This window comes from Mesorhizobium sp. M7A.F.Ca.MR.245.00.0.0, assembly GCF_003997415.1.
In the GTDB taxonomy this organism is placed as follows: domain Bacteria; phylum Pseudomonadota; class Alphaproteobacteria; order Rhizobiales; family Rhizobiaceae; genus Mesorhizobium.
The window spans coordinates 44,846-62,465 of record NZ_RZTE01000034.1; the positions used below are offsets into that span (position 1 = coordinate 44,846).

General features: G+C 62.5%; 17 protein-coding genes. 8 read left to right on the forward strand and 9 right to left on the reverse strand.

Features of this window, described 5'->3' with window-relative positions:
* Positions 1 to 5 precede the first annotated feature (5 nt).
* A complete protein-coding gene (locus EOB80_RS26230) occupies positions 6 to 728 on the forward strand; it encodes an HAD family hydrolase (RefSeq protein ID WP_127330699.1) in 723 nt (240 codons plus the stop codon).
* Between the two features lie 116 nt (positions 729 to 844).
* Here the strand turns inward: EOB80_RS26230 and EOB80_RS26235 are convergent, their stop codons facing one another.
* Positions 845 to 1,204: a helix-turn-helix domain-containing protein gene (locus tag EOB80_RS26235; RefSeq protein WP_127330701.1), complete on the reverse strand. Its 360-nt coding sequence runs from the start codon at positions 1,202 to 1,204 to the stop codon at positions 845 to 847.
* A 114-nt stretch (positions 1,205 to 1,318) separates the two neighbouring features.
* Here EOB80_RS26235 and EOB80_RS26240 point away from each other — a divergent pair, with 114 nt between their 5' ends.
* Positions 1,319 to 2,074 (forward strand): NAD(P)H-binding protein, encoded by a 756-nt coding sequence (locus EOB80_RS26240; RefSeq protein ID WP_245466445.1) that lies wholly within the window; start codon positions 1,319 to 1,321, stop codon positions 2,072 to 2,074.
* Between the two features lie 383 nt (positions 2,075 to 2,457).
* On the opposite strand, the gene EOB80_RS26245 is transcribed toward EOB80_RS26240, so the two are convergent.
* Together EOB80_RS26245 and EOB80_RS26250 are read right to left on the reverse strand one after the other, a co-directional pair.
* A complete protein-coding gene (locus tag EOB80_RS26245) occupies positions 2,458 to 3,168 on the reverse strand; it encodes a methyltransferase (protein ID WP_245466446.1) in 711 nt (236 codons plus the stop codon).
* The gene (locus tag EOB80_RS26250) at positions 3,168 to 5,171 is read right to left on the reverse strand and encodes a long-chain fatty acid--CoA ligase (RefSeq protein ID WP_127330703.1); all 2,004 of its coding nucleotides are present in this window, start codon (positions 5,169 to 5,171) and stop codon (positions 3,168 to 3,170) included. The genes EOB80_RS26245 and EOB80_RS26250 overlap by 1 nt, the downstream gene beginning before the upstream one ends.
* A gap of 470 nt (positions 5,172 to 5,641) precedes the next feature.
* Here EOB80_RS26250 and EOB80_RS26255 point away from each other — a divergent pair, with 470 nt between their 5' ends.
* The 5 genes from EOB80_RS26255 to EOB80_RS26275 all read left to right on the forward strand — a co-directional run bounded on the left by EOB80_RS26255 (position 5,642) and on the right by EOB80_RS26275 (position 10,905).
* On the forward strand, positions 5,642 to 7,234 hold the full coding sequence (locus EOB80_RS26255; protein WP_127330705.1) for an ABC transporter substrate-binding protein: 1,593 nt from the start codon (positions 5,642 to 5,644) through the stop codon (positions 7,232 to 7,234).
* A gap of 51 nt (positions 7,235 to 7,285) precedes the next feature.
* Positions 7,286 to 8,293 (forward strand): ABC transporter permease subunit, encoded by a 1,008-nt coding sequence (locus EOB80_RS26260; RefSeq protein ID WP_127330707.1) that lies wholly within the window; start codon positions 7,286 to 7,288, stop codon positions 8,291 to 8,293.
* Positions 8,294 to 8,363: 70 nt separating this feature from the next.
* Positions 8,364 to 9,218: an ABC transporter permease subunit gene (locus EOB80_RS26265; RefSeq protein WP_224618710.1), complete on the forward strand. Its 855-nt coding sequence runs from the start codon at positions 8,364 to 8,366 to the stop codon at positions 9,216 to 9,218.
* A gap of 2 nt (positions 9,219 to 9,220) precedes the next feature.
* Positions 9,221 to 10,078, forward strand: coding sequence for an ABC transporter ATP-binding protein (locus tag EOB80_RS26270; protein WP_127267322.1), 858 nt, complete (start codon positions 9,221 to 9,223; stop codon positions 10,076 to 10,078).
* The gene (locus tag EOB80_RS26275) at positions 10,075 to 10,905 is read left to right on the forward strand and encodes a dipeptide ABC transporter ATP-binding protein (protein WP_127330709.1); all 831 of its coding nucleotides are present in this window, start codon (positions 10,075 to 10,077) and stop codon (positions 10,903 to 10,905) included. The genes EOB80_RS26270 and EOB80_RS26275 overlap by 4 nt, the downstream gene beginning before the upstream one ends.
* Before the next feature lie 205 nt (positions 10,906 to 11,110).
* Here EOB80_RS26275 and EOB80_RS26280 read toward each other — a convergent pair whose 3' ends face one another.
* The 4 genes from EOB80_RS26280 to EOB80_RS26295 form a co-directional block, all read right to left on the reverse strand.
* Entirely contained in the window at positions 11,111 to 12,385 is a 1,275-nt protein-coding gene (locus tag EOB80_RS26280) for a cysteine desulfurase-like protein (RefSeq protein WP_127330711.1), read from the reverse strand.
* Positions 12,386 to 12,435: 50 nt separating this feature from the next.
* A complete protein-coding gene (locus tag EOB80_RS26285) occupies positions 12,436 to 13,110 on the reverse strand; it encodes an amino acid ABC transporter permease (protein ID WP_127330713.1) in 675 nt (224 codons plus the stop codon).
* A gap of 154 nt (positions 13,111 to 13,264) precedes the next feature.
* On the reverse strand, positions 13,265 to 14,062 hold the full coding sequence (locus EOB80_RS26290; protein ID WP_127330715.1) for an ABC transporter substrate-binding protein: 798 nt from the start codon (positions 14,060 to 14,062) through the stop codon (positions 13,265 to 13,267).
* Between the two features lie 71 nt (positions 14,063 to 14,133).
* Complete coding sequence (locus EOB80_RS26295; RefSeq protein ID WP_127330717.1) at positions 14,134 to 14,460, reverse strand: hypothetical protein; 327 nt, start codon at positions 14,458 to 14,460, stop codon at positions 14,134 to 14,136.
* A gap of 108 nt (positions 14,461 to 14,568) precedes the next feature.
* On the opposite strand from EOB80_RS26295, the gene EOB80_RS26300 reads away from it, so the two are divergent.
* A complete protein-coding gene (locus EOB80_RS26300; protein ID WP_127330719.1) occupies positions 14,569 to 15,660 on the forward strand; it encodes an LLM class flavin-dependent oxidoreductase in 1,092 nt (363 codons plus the stop codon).
* Positions 15,661 to 15,905: 245 nt separating this feature from the next.
* On the opposite strand, the gene EOB80_RS26305 is transcribed toward EOB80_RS26300, so the two are convergent.
* Entirely contained in the window at positions 15,906 to 16,301 is a 396-nt protein-coding gene (locus EOB80_RS26305; protein ID WP_127330721.1) for a RidA family protein, read from the reverse strand.
* Positions 16,302 to 16,365: 64 nt separating this feature from the next.
* On the reverse strand, positions 16,366 to 17,514 hold the full coding sequence (locus EOB80_RS26310) for an acyl-CoA dehydrogenase family protein (protein WP_127330723.1): 1,149 nt from the start codon (positions 17,512 to 17,514) through the stop codon (positions 16,366 to 16,368).
* Positions 17,515 to 17,620 lie beyond the last annotated feature (106 nt).

Below are 17,620 nucleotides of genomic sequence, written 5' to 3' on the forward strand. Positions count from 1 at the left end.
AAAGTTTGGCAGACATCAAGGGAATATTGTTCGACAAGGACGGAACGCTTGTCGACTTCAACGCCACCTGGCTCGGCGTGGCCGACTTCATGGCCATGGATGCGTCCGAGGGCGATCGCTGGAAAGCCGACAGGCTGCTGGCCGCCGCCGGCTTCGATTTCGCCAACAAGCGTTTCAAACCGGACTCGATATTTGCCTCCGGCACCAATCTCGACGTCGTCGAATTGTGGTTTCCGCGCCTGTCCAACGAGGACCAGATGCTTGCGGTTGCCCGCTTCAACGAAATCACCTCGGTGCAGGGCTCGGCAATGGCCGTGGCGCTGCCGGGCATCGTCGACACGCTGACGGCACTGCACAGGAAATCCTACCGGCTTGGCGTCGCCACCAACGATTCGACCAGCGGCGCGGAAAAGACGCTGGTGACGCTCGGCGTCGCCCAACTGTTCGACGCGGCCTATGGCTACGACGCGGTGGCCAATCCGAAGCCGGCGCCCGACACCATCCTGGCTTTCAGCGACCTCACCGGCCTCAGGCCGGCGGAGATCGCCATGGTCGGCGACAACAGGCACGATCTCGAAATGGCGCGTGCCGGTGGCTGCGGGCTGGCGGTCGGCGTGCTCTCCGGCACCGGCACCCGCGAATCGCTGGCCGGCATTGCCGACATTGTTCTTGATTCGGTTGCCGATCTGCCCGATTTTTTGTCGGCGCGGGTCAAGGAGACGATCTGACGGGGAAGGCGGGGCAAAATCAACTTGGGCTTTTCCCGCCGGCGGCTGAGATTGGTGGAACGGAGACGGGCTGTTCCTTCAAAGGCGGACTTGGTCCACCGCCAGATTTGGGACCGCTACGCACCTGCAGAACGGCGCGATCGATTTTGCACGATCAGGGCTACCTCGGACGTATGATGAGTTCCCCATTCGCACAAGGGCGCGAGTACTCCGGCCAGGCTTTGACCAAAGTCGGTTAGTTCATACTCGACGTGCGGCGGCACCGTCTGAAAGTCAATGCGACGAATAACGCCATCATCCGTCAGTTCTTTCAGGTGCTGGATCAGCATTTTCTCGCTCACGTTGGTAACGAGCCTGCGGAGTTGACCGGTGCGTTTGGGCCCGCTGGCCAGATGATAGACGACAAGCGGCTTCCACTTGCCTCCAAGGATGGCAAGAACCGCTTCCAGGCCGCATTGGAAATTTGTCTCGGTCACGTCGATCTCCGAATTTTGGCACTTACCAAATAGTCGGTACTGGTTTGCAGGTCTGTTCTGACTTACCTGGATCGGACGACGGTGTCGATGTGCAAAAGCCCAAAGGAAATCACCATGGCCAAGATCCTCGTAACCGGCGCAACCGGCAATATCGGCCGAAAAACTCTCCAACATCTCCTGAAGCGGTTGCCCGCCAGCGAGCTCGTCGGCCTGGCCCGCGATCCCGCCAAGGCGGCCGATCTGGCGGCCGATAGGATTGAGATCCGCCAGGGCGACTATCTCGAATATGACGGACTGGTGCGCGCGTTCGAGGGCATTGATAAGCTAATGCTCGTATCCGCCACCGCCTTTACCGATCGCAATACCCAGCACCAAAATGCCATTAGCGCAGCTCGGCAAGCGGGCGTTAAGCACATCGTCTATATGCCGATCATCCACGAAGCAGGATCCGCCTTCACCTTGCCGGATATCACCGAGCAGGATTTGTTCGTCGAGGAAAAACTGAAGGCATCCGGCCTAGCCTACACGCTCGTCCGTCATCCGCCCTTTATCGAGAGCATCCCATTCTACATCGGCGGAAACGCCATGGAGACCGGGGTTCACGTGCCGGCTGGTGCGGGCAAGGCGGGCTATGCCAGCCGTGACAACCTGGCAGAGGCGCATGCCATTGTGATGAGCCAAGACGGCCATGAATACAAGACATACTCGCTGTATGGCGATCCTGCCGTGTCCTTCGCGGATGTCGCACAGATCCTGTCGGATGTCAGCGGCAAGCGAGTGCCGTTTGTTTCCGGCTCGGATCAGGATTACATCGCCCACTTAGTGGCGGCGGGTCTGCCCGAGCAGGCCGCCCGCTTCGCGCTTGTGTAGGTGCAAGGCATCAACGCCGGAGAATGGGGCGGCACGGCGGGGGATCTCGAGAAACTCTTGGGCCGCAAGCCGATGACAGCGGCCGAGTTCTTGCGGGCCAACCATGCGGCACTCCAAGCTTGAGACGGTGACCTGAAGAACTGGGCGTTAGATAACGCAACATCGACATTGCCGGGGTGATGGCAGCAACGCGCCATCCCGCCGTTTTGCGACTCGCCGAGCCACCCTACGACGCCCGAATGGCGCGCCTTGGATCATACCCCAATTTTGCGCCGCCGAACGTCAGCTCTGTATGGCAGCCTTCTGGCAGTCGTACTCACCTGACAAAGGTCCGGGACGAGGTCGAACCCGGCCATTCCGAGTGACTGGGATTGATCTCAGCGTCAGCGCTCTTCCGCCTCAAACGAAAAGACACCGCTCGGCTTGGTCGCAGCACCCTTCGCGTCGCCGAAATCCGGCACCTGGTATTCGGCGAGCAACCGCAGTCGGGACAGCGGCAGATCGTTGCGACGGGGATCGCCGACCAGCACGTCGATGCCGGCTGCCAGGCAGCGATCGAGGAACGGGGTGATCCGTAAAGCAACGTCGCACCCGTAGAAAACATCGCCTGCGAGCACGAGGTCAACTGCCGGCGGCGGGCCGGCGGTGATGTCTTCGCCTATTATCGTGATGGCAACGCCGTTGGCGACCGCGTTGAGGCCGATCGCTGCAACGCCGTTGCGGTCGATCTCGGCGGCGATCACTTCGCGTGCCCCAGCCTTGGCGGCAGCGATGCCGACAAGGCCGGAGCCGGCACCAAGGTCGAGCACGCGGCGTCCCGTCACGGTTGTTGGATGGTCAAGGACATAGCGTGCGAGCACGGTGCCGCCGGCCCATGCATAGGCCCAGTAGGGCGGTTGTGGCTCCGGCGCGTCTTCCGCATCGTCTTCGGGCTCGACGAGCCGCCTCAATCCGCTGCCGGGGTGAGCTGTATAAAACTGGATTTCTGGAAGCGCAGGCACGGGGACAAGGCGCATGTTCGCCTTGATGAAGGTTGCCGGGTCGAGGCGTGAGCATCGATCCAGAGCATCGTTGTCGGCAAGATCGCCGTCCACTATTCGCGCAAAGCTCGCCGCAGGATCTTGCCGACCGGCGTCTTCGGCAGCTCGGTCCTGAATTCTATGTATTTGGGCCGCTTGTAGCCGGTCAGGTTCTCGCGGCAGAAGGCGGTGAGCGTCTCTGCGGTCAGCGCCGGATCCTTCTTGACCACGAACAGTTTCGGCACCTCGCCCGAATGCTCGTCCGGCACGCCGACCGCCGCCACTTCGAGCACGCCCGGATGCATGGCCACGACTTCCTCAAGTTCGTTCGGATAGACGTTGAAGCCCGAAACCAGGATCATGTCCTTCTTGCGGTCGACGATCTTGGTGTAGCCGCGCTCGTCCATGAAGCCCATGTCGCCGGATTTGAAGTAGCCGTCCTTGGTCATCACCTTGGCGGTCTCATCGGGCCGGTTCCAGTAGCCCGCCATCACTTGCGGTCCTCGGATGCAGACCTCGCCGACCTCGCCGAGCGGCAAATTGTTGCCGTCGTCGTCGCGGATGGCGATCTCGGTCGAGGGCAGCGGCAAGCCGATGGTGCCGGTGAAGTCGCCGGCGGTGAACTTGTTGGCGGTGGCCACCGGCGAGGTTTCCGAGAGGCCGTAGCCTTCGGTGACCGAACAACCGGTCAGCGTCTTCCAGCGTTCGGCGACGCCCTTCTGCACCGCCATGCCGCCGCCAAGCGTCAGCACCAGCGGCTTGAAGTCGAGCTTGCGGAAATTCTCATTGTTGAGCAGCGCGTTGAACAGCGTGTTGAGGCCGGGAAAGATGTGCACCGGATATTTCTGCAATTCCTTGACGAAGCCGGGAATGTCGCGCGGATTGGGAATGAGCACATTGCGGGCGCCCTGCTGCATGCCCATCAGCGCGTTCACCGTCAGCGCGAAGATATGATAGAGCGGCAGCGCGCAGATGAAGTTGGGGTGCGCCGGTTTCGGCTTGATCGTGTAGGCGTCCTCCATCCACTGCGCGTTCTGCGCGACGTTGGCGAGCACGTTTCTGTGCAGCAGTGTGGCGCCCTTCGACACGCCCGTGGTGCCGCCCGTGTATTGCAGGAAGGCGACATCGTCGGCTTCCACCTTGGCTGGCTTGAAGCCCATGCCGGCGCCGGCCTTCATGGCGGCATTGAACTTGACATGGCCGGGCAAGGACCATGCCGGCACCATCTTCTTCACGCGGCGCACGACGAAATTGACGATGGTGCCCTTCAGGCCGCCGAGCATGTCGCCCATCGCGGCGACCACCACATGCTTGACCGCCGTCCTCGCGATCACCGCCTGCAAGGTGTTGGCGAAGTTTTCCAGGATGACGATGGCTTGCGCACCGGAATCCTTCAACTGGTGTTCGAGCTCGCGCGGCGTGTAGAGCGGATTGATGTTCACCACGACATAGCCGGCGCGCAAGATCGCCATCATCGCCACCGGATATTGCAGCACGTTCGGCATCATCAGCGCGACGCGCGCGCCTTTCTGCAGGCCTTTCGATTGCAGGTAGGCGCCGAAGGCCGCCGACAGCCGCTCGACATCGGTGTAGCTGATGGACTTGTCCATGCAGGTGAAGGCCGGCTGCGCGGAAAACTGCTTGCAGGCGCCGACGAGGAAATCGCCGATCGAGCTGTAGGGCAGGGCGCCGATCTCCGCCTGCACGTTTTTCGGATAGCTCTTGAGCCACGGCTTTTCCGGCAAGCCGGCGGCCAGCGCCGTCAATGCTTTCGGCAATCGGTTGGCGGTGGCGTCGGCCGGCCTTGCCGCCGGTGGGGCCTTCACCGCCGCCGCAGCCTTCGACGCCGGCCTGACAGCGGGCTTTGCCGCACCCGCTTTACTCCCCGGCGCCGTCTTTCCGGCTGCGGCCTTGGCCGGGGCTTTCACCGCCGGCTTTGTGCTTGCCCTTACGGGCGCCGCGGCCGCCTTCGGCGTGGCGGCTTTGGCAACGGGTGCTTTCGGCTTGGCAGTACCGGCTGCTTTCGACGGCGCCTTGGCTCCCGCTTTCACCGTCGTCGTCCTTGATGCTTTTGCCACCCGTTCCTCCCTGGACAAGTTTGTTCATTCGCGCCGCGCTCGCCCCTGAATTGACCTCGCCTCTGAATTGACAAGGGCGCCCTCCGCTGCGGCCGTTATACCCTATGTATTGCCTCCCTTGGTGACCGTGCAAGTCTTGCCCTTGCGGCAACACGGCGAAAGATTTGCCGTCGAAAGTCCTTGCCGCTCCCGGCGCTGCCAAATGGTGTCCTGGCGCATCCCTCGGCCGCTCGGAAGCGCGGGGAACATTTATATCGTCAGCTTGGCGATCAATAAAAAAATTCGGTTGTTAATAATCTCGTGAATGGAAGAAACTGCTAATTTTTTCTGCAATCTGGCAAAATAGCGGATTTTTTTCCTGCTTCCCGCGGGGTAAGCAAACGGGGTGTTCCAAAGCCGGAAAAACGGTGCTTATATGCGCGCTTCGCGAGCCTGATAGAGGGGCTTGGAAGAACATCAGGGAGTGCTCAATGAATAAGAAGCTGACTTTTGCAGCCGCGTTGCTGGCTGCAAGCGTCCTGGGCGGCGTGGCCAATGCGAAAACTCTGGTCTACTGCGCGGAAGCTTCGCCGGAAGGTTTCGATCCGGCGCCGTATACCGCAGGCCAGACGTTCGACGCGTCATCGCGCACCGTCTTCAACCGCCTTGTCGAATTCGATCACGGCAAGACGACGACCTCGCCGGGCCTGGCCGAGAGCTGGACGATCTCCGACGATGGCAAGGAATATGTCTTCAAGCTGCGCAAGGGCGTCAAGTTCGCCGCGACCGACTATTTCACCCCGACGCGCGACTTCAACGCTGACGACGTGGTGTTCTCGTTCGAACGCCAGGTCGACAAGAACGGCCCTTGGTTTCAGTACATTCCGGGCATTGCATACCAGTATTACAATGACCAGTTCGGCGAAAACATCGCCAAGGTCGAGAAGGTCGACGACCTGACGGTGAAGTTCACCCTCAAGGAGCCGGCGATCACTTTCATTCCAACGCTGGGCATGGATTTCGCTTCGGTCGTCTCCAAGGAATATGCCGACAAGCTGCAGGCCGACAAGACGCCTGAGCTGTTCAACCAGAAGCCGATCGGCACCGGTCCGTTCATCTTCGTCGACTACCAGACCGACGCCGCCATCCGTTACAAGGCCAACCCGGACTATTGGGGCGGCAAGCAGAAGATCGACGATCTGGTCTTCGCCATCACCACCGATCCGGCGGTGCGCGCGCAGAAGCTCAAGGCCGGCGAATGCAACATCATGTCGTACCCGGCACCGGCCGACATCGCCGGCCTGCAGGCCGATCCGAACCTGAAGGTCGAGGAGCAGGAAGGCCTCAATGTCGGCGCGCTGATGTACAACACCCAGCAGAAGCCGTTCGACGACGTGCGCGTCCGCAAGGCGCTCAACATGGCCATCAACAAGAAGGCCATCATCGACGCCGTCTTCCAGGGCGCCGGCCAGGTGGCGATCAATCCGATCCCGCCGACCATGTGGTCTTACAACAAGGAAGTGAAGGACGATCCTTACGATCCGGATGCAGCCAAGAAGCTGCTTGAAGAGGCCGGCGTCAAGGACCTCAAGATGAACGTCTGGGCCATGCCGGTGTCGCGCCCGTACATGCCGAATGCGCGCCGCACCGCCGAGCTGATCCAGGCGGACTTCGCCAAGGTCGGCGTCACCGTCGAGATCGTCAGCTACGATTGGGGTGAATACCTCAAGCGCGCTTCCGCGGTCGATCACGACGGCGCCGTCATCGTCGGCTGGACCGGCGACAATGGCGATCCGGACAACTTCCTCGGCGTGCTCCTGAGCTGCGCTTCCGTCGGTTCGAACAACCGCGCGGAATGGTGCAACAAGGACTTCGATGCGCTCATCAACAAGGCCAAGACCGTTTCGGACCAGGCCGAGCGCACCAAGCTCTATGAACAGGCACAGGTCATCTTCAAGGAACAGGCACCCTGGGCGACGCTCGCTCACTCCAAGGTGTTCATGCCGATGCAGAAGACCGTCACCGGCTTTGCGATGGATCCGCTCGGTATCCATCGCTTCGACGGCGTCGATATCGCCGAATAAGGTTGCGAAACGGGGGCGCCGCCCATGTGGTGACGCCCCCACTCGCCCGCCATGCTGCGTTATATCCTCGGCAAGCTCGCCCTCATCATCCCGACCTTCATCGGGATAACCATCCTCGCCTTTGGCTTCGTGCGCATCCTGCCCGGTGATCCGGTGCTGGTGCTTGCGGGCGAACGCGGCCTGTCGCCCGAACGTCACTCGGCGCTGATGCACCAGTTCGGTTTCGATCTGCCGATCTGGCAACAATATCTGACTTATCTGATGAATGTGCTGAGCGGTGATTTCGGTACCTCGTTTTCAACCAAGACCCCGGTGCTCAAGGATTTCCTGGTTCGCTTCCCGGCAACGGTCGAGCTCGCCATCTTCGCCATGATCTTTGCCGTCATCCTGGGTGTCGCCGCCGGCATCTTCGCCGCGATCCGTCGCGGTTCCTGGTTCGATCAGCTGACGATGGGCACGGCGCTGGCGGGCTATTCCATGCCGATCTTCTGGTGGGGCCTGCTGCTGATCATCGTGTTCTCTGGCACGCTGCACTGGACGCCGGTTTCCGGCCGCATCGACCTTCTCTATTTCTTCAAGCCGGTGACCGGCTTCATGACCATCGATTCGCTGATCTCGGGCCAGAAGGGCGCATTCCGCTCGGCACTGTCGCACCTCGTCCTGCCCACGATCGTTCTCGGCACTATCCCGCTCGCAGTCATCGCCAGGCAGACCCGCTCGGCGATGCTCGAAGTGCTGGGTGAGGACTATGTTCGCACCGCGCGCGCAAAGGGCCTGGCGCCGCGCCGCGTCATCGGCCTGCACGCCTTCCGCAACGCGCTGATCCCGGTCGTCACCACCATCGGCCTGCAGGTCGGCACGCTTTTGACCGGCGCCATCCTGACCGAGAGCATCTTCTCCTGGCCCGGCATCGGCAAATGGATGATCGACGCCATTTCCAAGCGCGACTATTTCACCGTGCAGGGCGGGTTGCTTTTGATCGCGCTGATCGTCATGTCGGTCAACCTCATCGTCGACGTGCTCTACGCCGTCATCAACCCACGCATCCGGGCCAACTGACATGAGCAACGAAGGCCCAGCCACCATCGAAGCCGCGACCGTCGTCAAGCCGCAGGACGCGAGGCTGCAGATGTTCGGCGAGTTCTGGCACTACTTCTCCGTCAACAAGGGCGCGGTGATCGGGCTCTTCGTCTTTGCGCTGCTGATCCTGATCGCCATCTTCGCGCCGCTGCTGGCGCCCCATTCGCCGGACGATCAGTTCCGCGACTTCTTCCTGACGCCGCCGGCCTGGCAGGAAGGCGGCAACGCGCAGTTCCTGCTCGGCACCGACGCTGTCGGCCGCGATATGCTGTCGCGGCTGATCTACGGCTCGCGGTTCTCGCTCGCCATCGGCTTCGTCGTCGTCACGTCAGCGCTGATCTCAGGCGTCATTCTCGGCCTGCTCGCCGGCTACTGCCGCGGCTGGGTCGACACGCTGATCATGCGCATCATGGACATCATCCTGGCCTTCCCGTCGCTGCTGCTGGCCCTGGTGCTTGTCGCGGTTCTCGGCCCTGGCCTCGTCAACGCCATGATCGCCATCGCCTTCGTGCTGCAGCCGCATTTCGCCCGGCTCACCCGCGCCGCCGTGATGGCCGAGAAGACCCGCGAATATGTCGTCTCGGCCAAGGTCGCCGGGGCCAGCCATCTCAGGCTGATGCTGGTCACCATCCTGCCCAACTGCATCGCGCCGCTGATCGTGCAGGCGACGCTGTCCTTCTCCAACGCCATCCTCGAGGCGGCGGCCCTTGGCTTCCTCGGCATGGGCGCGCAGCCGCCGACGCCGGAATGGGGAACCATGCTGGCCGAAGCGCGCGAGTTCATCCTGCGCGCCTGGTGGGTGGTGACCTTCCCGGGTCTCGCCATCCTGATCACCGTCTTCGCCATCAACCTGATCGGCGACGGCCTGCGCGACGCGCTCGACCCCAAGCTGAAGAGGTCGTGAGCATGCCTCTGCTCGAGATCAAGAACCTCACCGTTTCCTTCGACACCGCGGCCGGACCGTTCATGGCCGTGCAAGGCATCGACCTCTCGATCGAGCCGCGCGAAGTGCTGGCGATTGTAGGCGAGTCCGGTTCCGGCAAGTCCGTGGCGATGCTCGCGGTGATGGGCCTGTTGCCCAACACGGCAACCGTCAAGGCAGACCGCATGGCCTTCGACGGCGTCGATCTCCTGAAGCTCAGTCCGTCCGAACGCCGCAAGATCGTCGGCAAGGACATCTCGATGATCTTCCAGGAGCCGATCGCCAGCCTCAATCCGTGCTTCACCGTCGGCTTCCAGATCGAGGAGGTGCTGCGTTTCCATATGGGTATGGATCGCGCTCAGCGGCGGGCCCGCGCCATCGAATTGATGAAGCTGGTCGGCATCGCCGATCCGGAAGAGCGGCTGAGCTCGTTTCCGCACCAGATGTCGGGCGGCCAATGCCAGCGCGTCATGATCGCCATAGCCATCGCCTGCAATCCGAAGCTGCTGATCGCCGACGAGCCGACGACGGCGCTCGACGTCACCATCCAGAAGCAGATCCTCGATCTGCTGGTTTCGCTGCAGGCCAAATACGGCATGGGCCTGATCATGATCACCCACAATATGGGCGTGGTGGCCGAGACCGCCGATCGCGTCATCGTCCAGTACAAGGGCCGCAAGATGGAAGAGGCCGACGTGCTGTCGTTGTTCGAATCGCCGAAAAGCAATTACACGCGGGCGCTGTTGTCGGCTTTGCCGGAGAACGCCGTCGGCGACCGGCTGCCGACCGTTTCCGACATGCTGTTCGAGCCGGCCCCCTCTGCCGCGGGAGCCGCCTCATGAGCACCACGGTCCTCGAAGGCAAGAACATCGTCCGCGACTACCATATCGGTGGTGGCCTGTTCACCGGGCCGCGCACCGTGCACGCGGTCAAGGGCGTGTCCTTCAAGGTAGACAAGGGCAAGACGCTGGCCATCGTCGGCGAAAGCGGCTGCGGCAAGTCGACGCTCGCCCGCATCATCACGCTGATCGATCCGGCGACGTCAGGCGACCTGTTCATCGACGGCAACAAGGTCGACATCGCCAAGGGCGGATTGACCAAAGAGATGCGCCGCAAGGTCCAGATCGTCTTCCAGAACCCCTATGGATCGCTCAATCCGCGCCAGAAGATCGGCGACGTGCTGGGCGAGCCTCTGCTGATCAACACCGACAAGCCGGCGGCCGAGCGGCGCGACCTTGCGATGAAGATGCTGAAGAAGGTCGGCCTCGGTCACGAGCACTACAACCGCTACCCGCACATGTTCTCGGGCGGCCAGCGCCAGCGCATTGCCATTGCCCGCGCGCTGATGCTCAACCCAAGCCTGCTGGTGCTGGACGAGCCGGTCTCGGCGCTCGATCTTTCCGTGCAGGCACAGGTGCTCAACCTGCTCGCCGACCTGCAGGACGAGTTCCAACTGACCTATGTCTTCATCAGCCACGATCTGTCCGTGGTGCGCTACATCGCCGACGATGTGATGGTGATGTATTTCGGCGAGGCGGTCGAATACGGCTCGCGCGACGAGGGCTTCGCCGACCCCAAGCACAGCTACACCAGGACGCTGTTCGCCGCGACCCCGCGCGCCGACGTCGCCTCGATCAAGGCGAGGCTGGCGAAGAAGAAGGCGGCTTAACGTCTCTTCGTCATCCTAGGGCAGAGCGGCGCGAAGCGTCGCGCAGACCCTAGGATCCATGCCGTTACCTCAGCCGAAGGGTGCAGCGGAGCAGAATTCTGCACCGTGGCAACACTCGAACATCACGGCATGGATCCTCGGGTCTGCACTGCGTCGCTACGCTCCTTGTTCCGCCCGTGGATGACGACGCTGGAGAGGCCGCCTCTCACGACAGCTTCGCGATAATCGCGCGCAGTGCCTCGCCGAAGCGCCGGACTTCCTCGACCGTGTTGTAGTGGACCAGCGAGGCGCGGATGGCGCCGCTGTCCATCGACAGGTTGAGGCGCTTCATCAGCCGTGGCGCGTACATGTGGCCGTCGCGGATGCCGATCTGCATGTCGGCCATTTCCTCGACGATCCGCTGCGGCGACAGTGTGCCGATGTTGAAGCAGAAGGTCGGCACACGCTCATTGATGCGGGCCTCGTCGGCAACGCCGTAGATGGTCGCGCCGCAACCTTTCAGCACGGCCAGCATCTCACGCGCCAGCACCAGCTCATAGTCGCGGATGGCGCCCATGCCGGCAATGATGTTGTCGCGCCGGGAGCGGTTGTTGGACGGCGCCAGATTGCGGCCGATCAGTTCCAGATACTGCACGGCCGCATCCATGCCGGAGACGTTCTCGTAGATGAAGGTGCCGGCCTCGACCTTGTAGGGCGGCTCGTTGGGGATGAAATCCTCGCGGAAGGTCGGCAGCCGCTTCAGCGTTTCGAAGCGGCCCCACAGGAAGCCCATATGCGGCGAGAAATTCTTGTAGCCGGAGCAGACGAGATAGTCGCAATCCCAGGCCTGCACGTCGATCAGCCCATGCGGTCCGTAATGCACGCAGTCGAGGAACACTTCGGCGCCGACCGCGTGCGCGATCTCTGCCACCGAAGCGACATCGACGATCGAGCCGATCGAATGCGCGGTGACCGTGCAGGCGACGAGGCGGGTACGGTCGGAAACCAGCGGGCGCAGATCGTCGACATGCAGATTGCCGTCCTCGCGCATGCGCCACCATTTGAACTTGGCGCCGGCCGATTCCAGCGCCAGCCAGGTCGCGATGTTGGCGTCATGGTCCATGTCGGTGACGACGATCTCGTCGCGCTCCTGCAGCATCTGGCCGATGCCGAGGCTGACCAGGCGGATGAACGAGGTGGCGTTCATGCCGAAGCAGATTTCCGCCGGGCCATAGGCATTGATCAGCAGCGCGACGCTTGTCCGCGCATCGGCGACCGACTGGTCGACCGTGACGCTGCGGCCATAGCGGCCGCCACGCTGCACATTGTGCGAAACCAGATGGTTGGTCACCGCGTCGAGCACGCTCTGCGGAATTTGCGCGCCGGCGGCATTGTCCAAAAAGATGAAGTCGCCGGCCCGTTGCAGGGCTGGAAACATGGCGCGGATGGCGTCGACGGGGAACGCGGTGGCATTCGCATTGTCGGTTTGATGCTTGTTCACGGGGTAGGCTCCTGCGGAGGACTTGGGCGGGGTGGGATCGGTTGACGAGGTCAGCGCTTCTTTTCGGTCTTGAAGCGCTCTTCAAGCAGGCTGACGAGGCGGACCATCGGCCAGAGAAAGATGAGATAGACAAGGGCTGCGCCGATCAGCGGCGAGGGGTTGGCGTAAAGCGACTGCGCGTTGGTCGCTTCCTTCAAGAGTTCCGGCAGCGCCACGGTCGAGGCGAGCGAGGTGTCCTTGAACATCGAAACGCAGTTGCTGGTCATCGGCGGGATGACGACGCGGATCGCTTGGGGCAGCACCACTTTGCGCAAAGTCAGGAGGAACGGCAGGCCAAGCGCCTGCGACGCCTCGAATTGGCCACGCGGAATGCTTTCGATGCCGGAGCGGAACACTTCTGCCGAGTAAGCCGACATGATGAAGGCGAAGGCCGTCACCGCCGAGGCCCAGGACGACAGGCGTATGCCGAGGAAGGGCAGCGCGTAGTAGATCAGGATCAGCACGACCAGCACCGGCAGGGCGCGGAAGATGTCGGTGTAGCCGACCGCGAGCCAGCGCAGCGGCTTCGGCGCATAGAGCCGCACCAGGCTGATCCCCAGGCCGATGGGGATCCCGATGCCGATGCTCAAAATGCCGAGCAGCAGCGTGTTCAGGAAGCCGCGCAGCAGCGCCGGCAGGCTGGATATGATGACATCGGGGTTGAAGAAGGTGTCGATCAGCGACATCGGAGCGTTCCCGAACCCCAGAGCAAAGAGTGCTCACGTTAAAATCAATTGGCCTCGTCGACGGCGAGGTGATCTGCGGCAGAAGCCGGCGCCAAAACGTGAAATGAATCGTGCCGGCCTGGAAAGCCGGCACGATGTCAGCGCAGCTTTCAGCTCAGGCCTTCGGCAGCGGCATTTCCTTCATGGTCGAAGAGTCGGCGGGCGCGTCGCTGCCGAACCACTTCTTGTGGATCGCGGCCAGGGTGCCGTCCTTCTTCATCGCGCTCAGCGCATCGTTCAGCTTGCCCAGCAGCGGGTGGTCCTTGGTCATCATCAGGCCGTATTGCTCACCGGTCTTGATGCGCTCCTTGACGACCAGGTCCTTCATCTTGGTGAAGGAATACTCCATGCCCGGAATGTCGCTGACGGCCGCATCGACGCGGCCGGCGCTGAGGTCGAGCAGCAGGTTCTGCTGCGTGTCGTAACCCTTCACATCGCTGAAGCCGTCGGCTTCCTGATGCGCCTTGACCCAGGTCTCGCCGGTCGAGCCGGACAGCACGCCGATGATCTTGCCCTTGAGGTCGGCCTCGGCCTTGATCGCGCTGTCGGTCTTGGTGGCGATGCCCATGTCTGAATCATAATAGGGCTGCGTGAACGACTGTGACTTCAGCCGCTCCGCCGTGATGGTGATCGACGAGATGGCGAGGTCGATGCGCTTCGAGGTGGTGGCGGCAAACAGCGCCTGGAAGCCGAGGTCGGCGATGTCGGTGGTCATGCCGATGCGCTTGGCGGCTTCGTTGACGATGTCGACTTCAAAGCCTTCGAAAGTGCCGCTCTCGTTCTTGTACTCGAAGGGTGGATTGGTCGGGTAGGCGCCGACATTGAGCACATCGGCGGCATAAGCGGTGGCGGGGCCGGCGGCGATGCCGATGGCGGCGGCGAGAAGAAGCAATTTGCGACGTGTGAAGCTCATTTGTGTTCCCTCTGTTGTTGATCGGGCGGGTTGCTCCCGCACGGTTTTTTGCCGCCCCGCACCGCAGGGCGTCAATTCATGGCAGCGACCAATGCGGTCATGGTTGGCGACGTTTTTTGTTGCAGATCGCGGATCTGCGCGCGCACGTCATCGAAGGCATGGCGCGCATTGGATGATGACTGGGACAGTATGAACGACAAGAACTGAGACTCCCACCCGGAGCACCCACGATGGACTGGCCGGCACGATGGACTGGTCTGCACGATGGACTGGCCGGCAAGCCCGTCCGGCAAGGCAATCGCCATCGACTGTGGAATGCTTATCCAAAGTGCGGCGCTTTTCAAGGCGAAAGTTTTAAGCTTAAAAAGCTGCGGTGTCGGTTGCGTGGCGGACACCATGCGGCCCGCTGGAACCGATACCCGCGAGCGATGCGACCCGAAGCTATTTCAGGCTTGAAATATCTCCGCGCGGGCCTAGCGTGTGCTCTCTCGCCGGGAGGTCGCGACATGAACAAACCACACCCTTTGCACGGCCCGAACAGACTGAAGCTTGGCGTCTTTTCGACCAATGCCGATGGCGGCCTTGCTATCACAGACGTTCCGGAACGCTGGACGGCGAGCTGGCAGGATAATGTGACGGCGGCTCAGATCGCCGACCGCGCCGGGCTGGAGTTCATGCTGCCGATCGCGCGCTGGCGCGGTTTTGGCGGCCGCAACAAGGTGCGGGAATGGTCGTTCGAGACCTTCACCTGGGCGGCGGCTCTTGCCATGGCCACCGAGCAGATCGGGCTGTTCATGACCGTGCATGTGCCGCTGGTGCATCCGCTCTATGCCGCCAAGGCGCTGGCGACGGTCGACCATATCAGCCAGGGCCGCGCGGGCTTGAACATCGTCTGCGGCTGGAACCCGAAGGAATTCGGCATGTTTGGCACGCCTTTGGTCGAGAAGGGCTACGATCAGGCGGCCGAATGGATCGAAATCCTGGAAAAGCTTTATGCCTCGGCCGAGCCGCTCGACTATGAGGGCACCTATTACCGCCTCAAGGAAGCCGTCAGCCGGCCGGCCAGTCTGCAGGTTCCGCGCCCGGTGACCATGAACGCCGCCTTCGGTGGGCCGGGCCGCGATTTCGCCGCCGCCCGATGCGACTATCTGTTCACGACCTTTTCCGAAATGGGCGATGCCGGCAAGCATGTCGCCGATATCCGCGAACGGGCCGACAAGGCAGGCCGCGACGTAGGCGTCTACACGGTTGCGCATGTCGTCTGCCGCCCGACGATGGAAGAGGCGCAGGCCTATTATAACAGCTATGCGGTCGATATGGCCGACCACGATGCGGTCGATGCTCACATGGCCGGCAAGAAGGAATTCTCGCAGTCGCACGACCCGCACGCCTATGACCGCTACCGGCAACGCTTCGCCGGCGGCGCCGGCACCTACCCGCTGATCGGAACGCCGGAAACGATCGCTGCCGACATGGCCGCCATCGCCGGGCATGGCTATCAGGGCATCGCGCTGTCCTTCGTCAACTACACCAGGGAGTTGCCCTATTTCTGCGATCACGTGCTGCCGATTTTGAGACAGGCGGGACTGCGGGAGTAGTGGTGATTGACCTAAGCCTTCCCAACTTCGTCATCCACGGGCGGAGCAGGAGCGAAGCGACGTCGCGGAGACCCGAGGATCCATGCCGCGACCTTTGTTGAGGAATGCAGCGGTGCTGAATTCCGCACCGTAGCGGCGCTCCGAAGTCGCGGCATGGATCCTGGGGTCTGCGCCGCGTCGCTGCGCTCCTTGCTTCGCCCCAGGATGACGAAGCGATGGACGTTTATTCCGGTGATAACCCGAGGTTACTCCGGGATGACCGCAGTCGCCTGGATCTCCACCTTGGCCCGGTTTTCGACCAGCGCCACCACCTGCATAGCGGCCATCGCCGGAAAATGCCGGCCGATGACCTCGCGATAGGCCTCGCCGATGCCCCTGAGGTTGGCCAAATACTCGGCCTTGTCGGTGAAATACCAGGTCATCGAGGTGATGTGCTGCGGCCCGGCACCGGCTTCCGCCAGCACCGCGACGATGTTCTGAAGCGTTTGCCGCACCTGGCCGACAAAATCGTCGGTCTCGAACTGGCATTGCCCGTTCCAGCCGACCTGTCCGCCGACGAAGACGAGCTGCCCGCGTGCCGCGACGCCATTGGCGTAGCCGACAGGTTTCGCCCAGCCTTCCGGCTGCAGAATCCTGTGCATTCAAAACCTCCCGGTATTCCAAAACCCAATTTTCAAAATCGAACGCTCGTCAAAATCTCTGCCGTCAGGCCGCGCCCATCACTTGCCTCGCGATCACCACTTTCTGCACGTCGGAGGCACCTTCATAGATGCGCAGCGCGCGGATCTCGCGGTACAGGCTTTCGACGATATGGCCTTTGCGGACGCCGTCGCCGCCATGCAGCTGCACAGCCTTGTCGATCACCTCTTGCGCCTTGTCGGTGGCAAACAGCTTGGCCATCGCCGCCTCGCGGGTAACCCGCGCGGCACCCATGTCCTTGGTCCACGCGGCGCGGTAGACCAGCAGGGCCGCCGCATCGACGTCGAGCGCCATATCGGCGATATGACCCTGCACCATCTGCAGTTCGGCCATTGGCGCGCCGAACAGTTTGCGTTCGGACACCCGTTTGATGCTTTCATCCAGTGCGCGGCGAGCAAAGCCAAGTGCCGCCGCACCAACGGTCGAGCGGAACACGTCGAGCACCGACATGGCGATACGGAAGCCGTCGCCGGGCTTGCCGATCCGCGCGGCGACGGGCAGGCGGACCTGATCGAAAGACAGGCGCGCCAGCGGATGCGGCGCGATCACTTCCAGCCGTTCGGCGATGCCAAGGCCCCTGGCGTCGCCAGGCACAAGAAAGGCGGAAAGCCCCTTGGCGCCCGGCGCCTCGCCGGTGCGGGCAAAGACGACATAGAGGTCGGCGATGCCGCCATTGGAGATCCAGGTCTTTTCACCCGACAGAACGTAATTGTCGCCGTCGCGGGTCGCCGTCATTTCCGTGTTGGCGACATCCGATCCCGAGCGCGGTTCCGACAGGGCGAAGGCGGATATCGCCTTTCCGGCACGTGTCTTCGCAAGCCATTGCTGCTGCTCCGGCGTGCCGAACAGGCTGAGCGCGCCGGTGCCAAGCCCCTGCATGGCGAAGGCGAAATCGGCCAACCCGTCATGGCGCGCCAGCGTCTCGCGCGTGATGCACAGGGTGCGGACGTCGAGGGGGCCAGGATTGTCGGGGTCGATCGCCGTCGGCTTCAGCCAGCCGTCCCGGCCCAACTGCGCCACCAGTTCGCGGCAAGCGGCATCGACATCATGGTGATCGACCGGCAGGTTTTTTGAGCACCATGCGTCGAGGCGCTCGGCCCACTCGCGATGGCTGTCTTCGAAGAAGGGCCAGTTGAGGAAGGAGCGGTCAGGCATGGGTGCCTCCGCAATTGAGGCGTTGCGCTCTACGGCGCCCCCCTCTGTCCTGCCAACATCTCCACGGAATGCATCATCCTCAATCCCCCTCGAACACCGGCTTTTC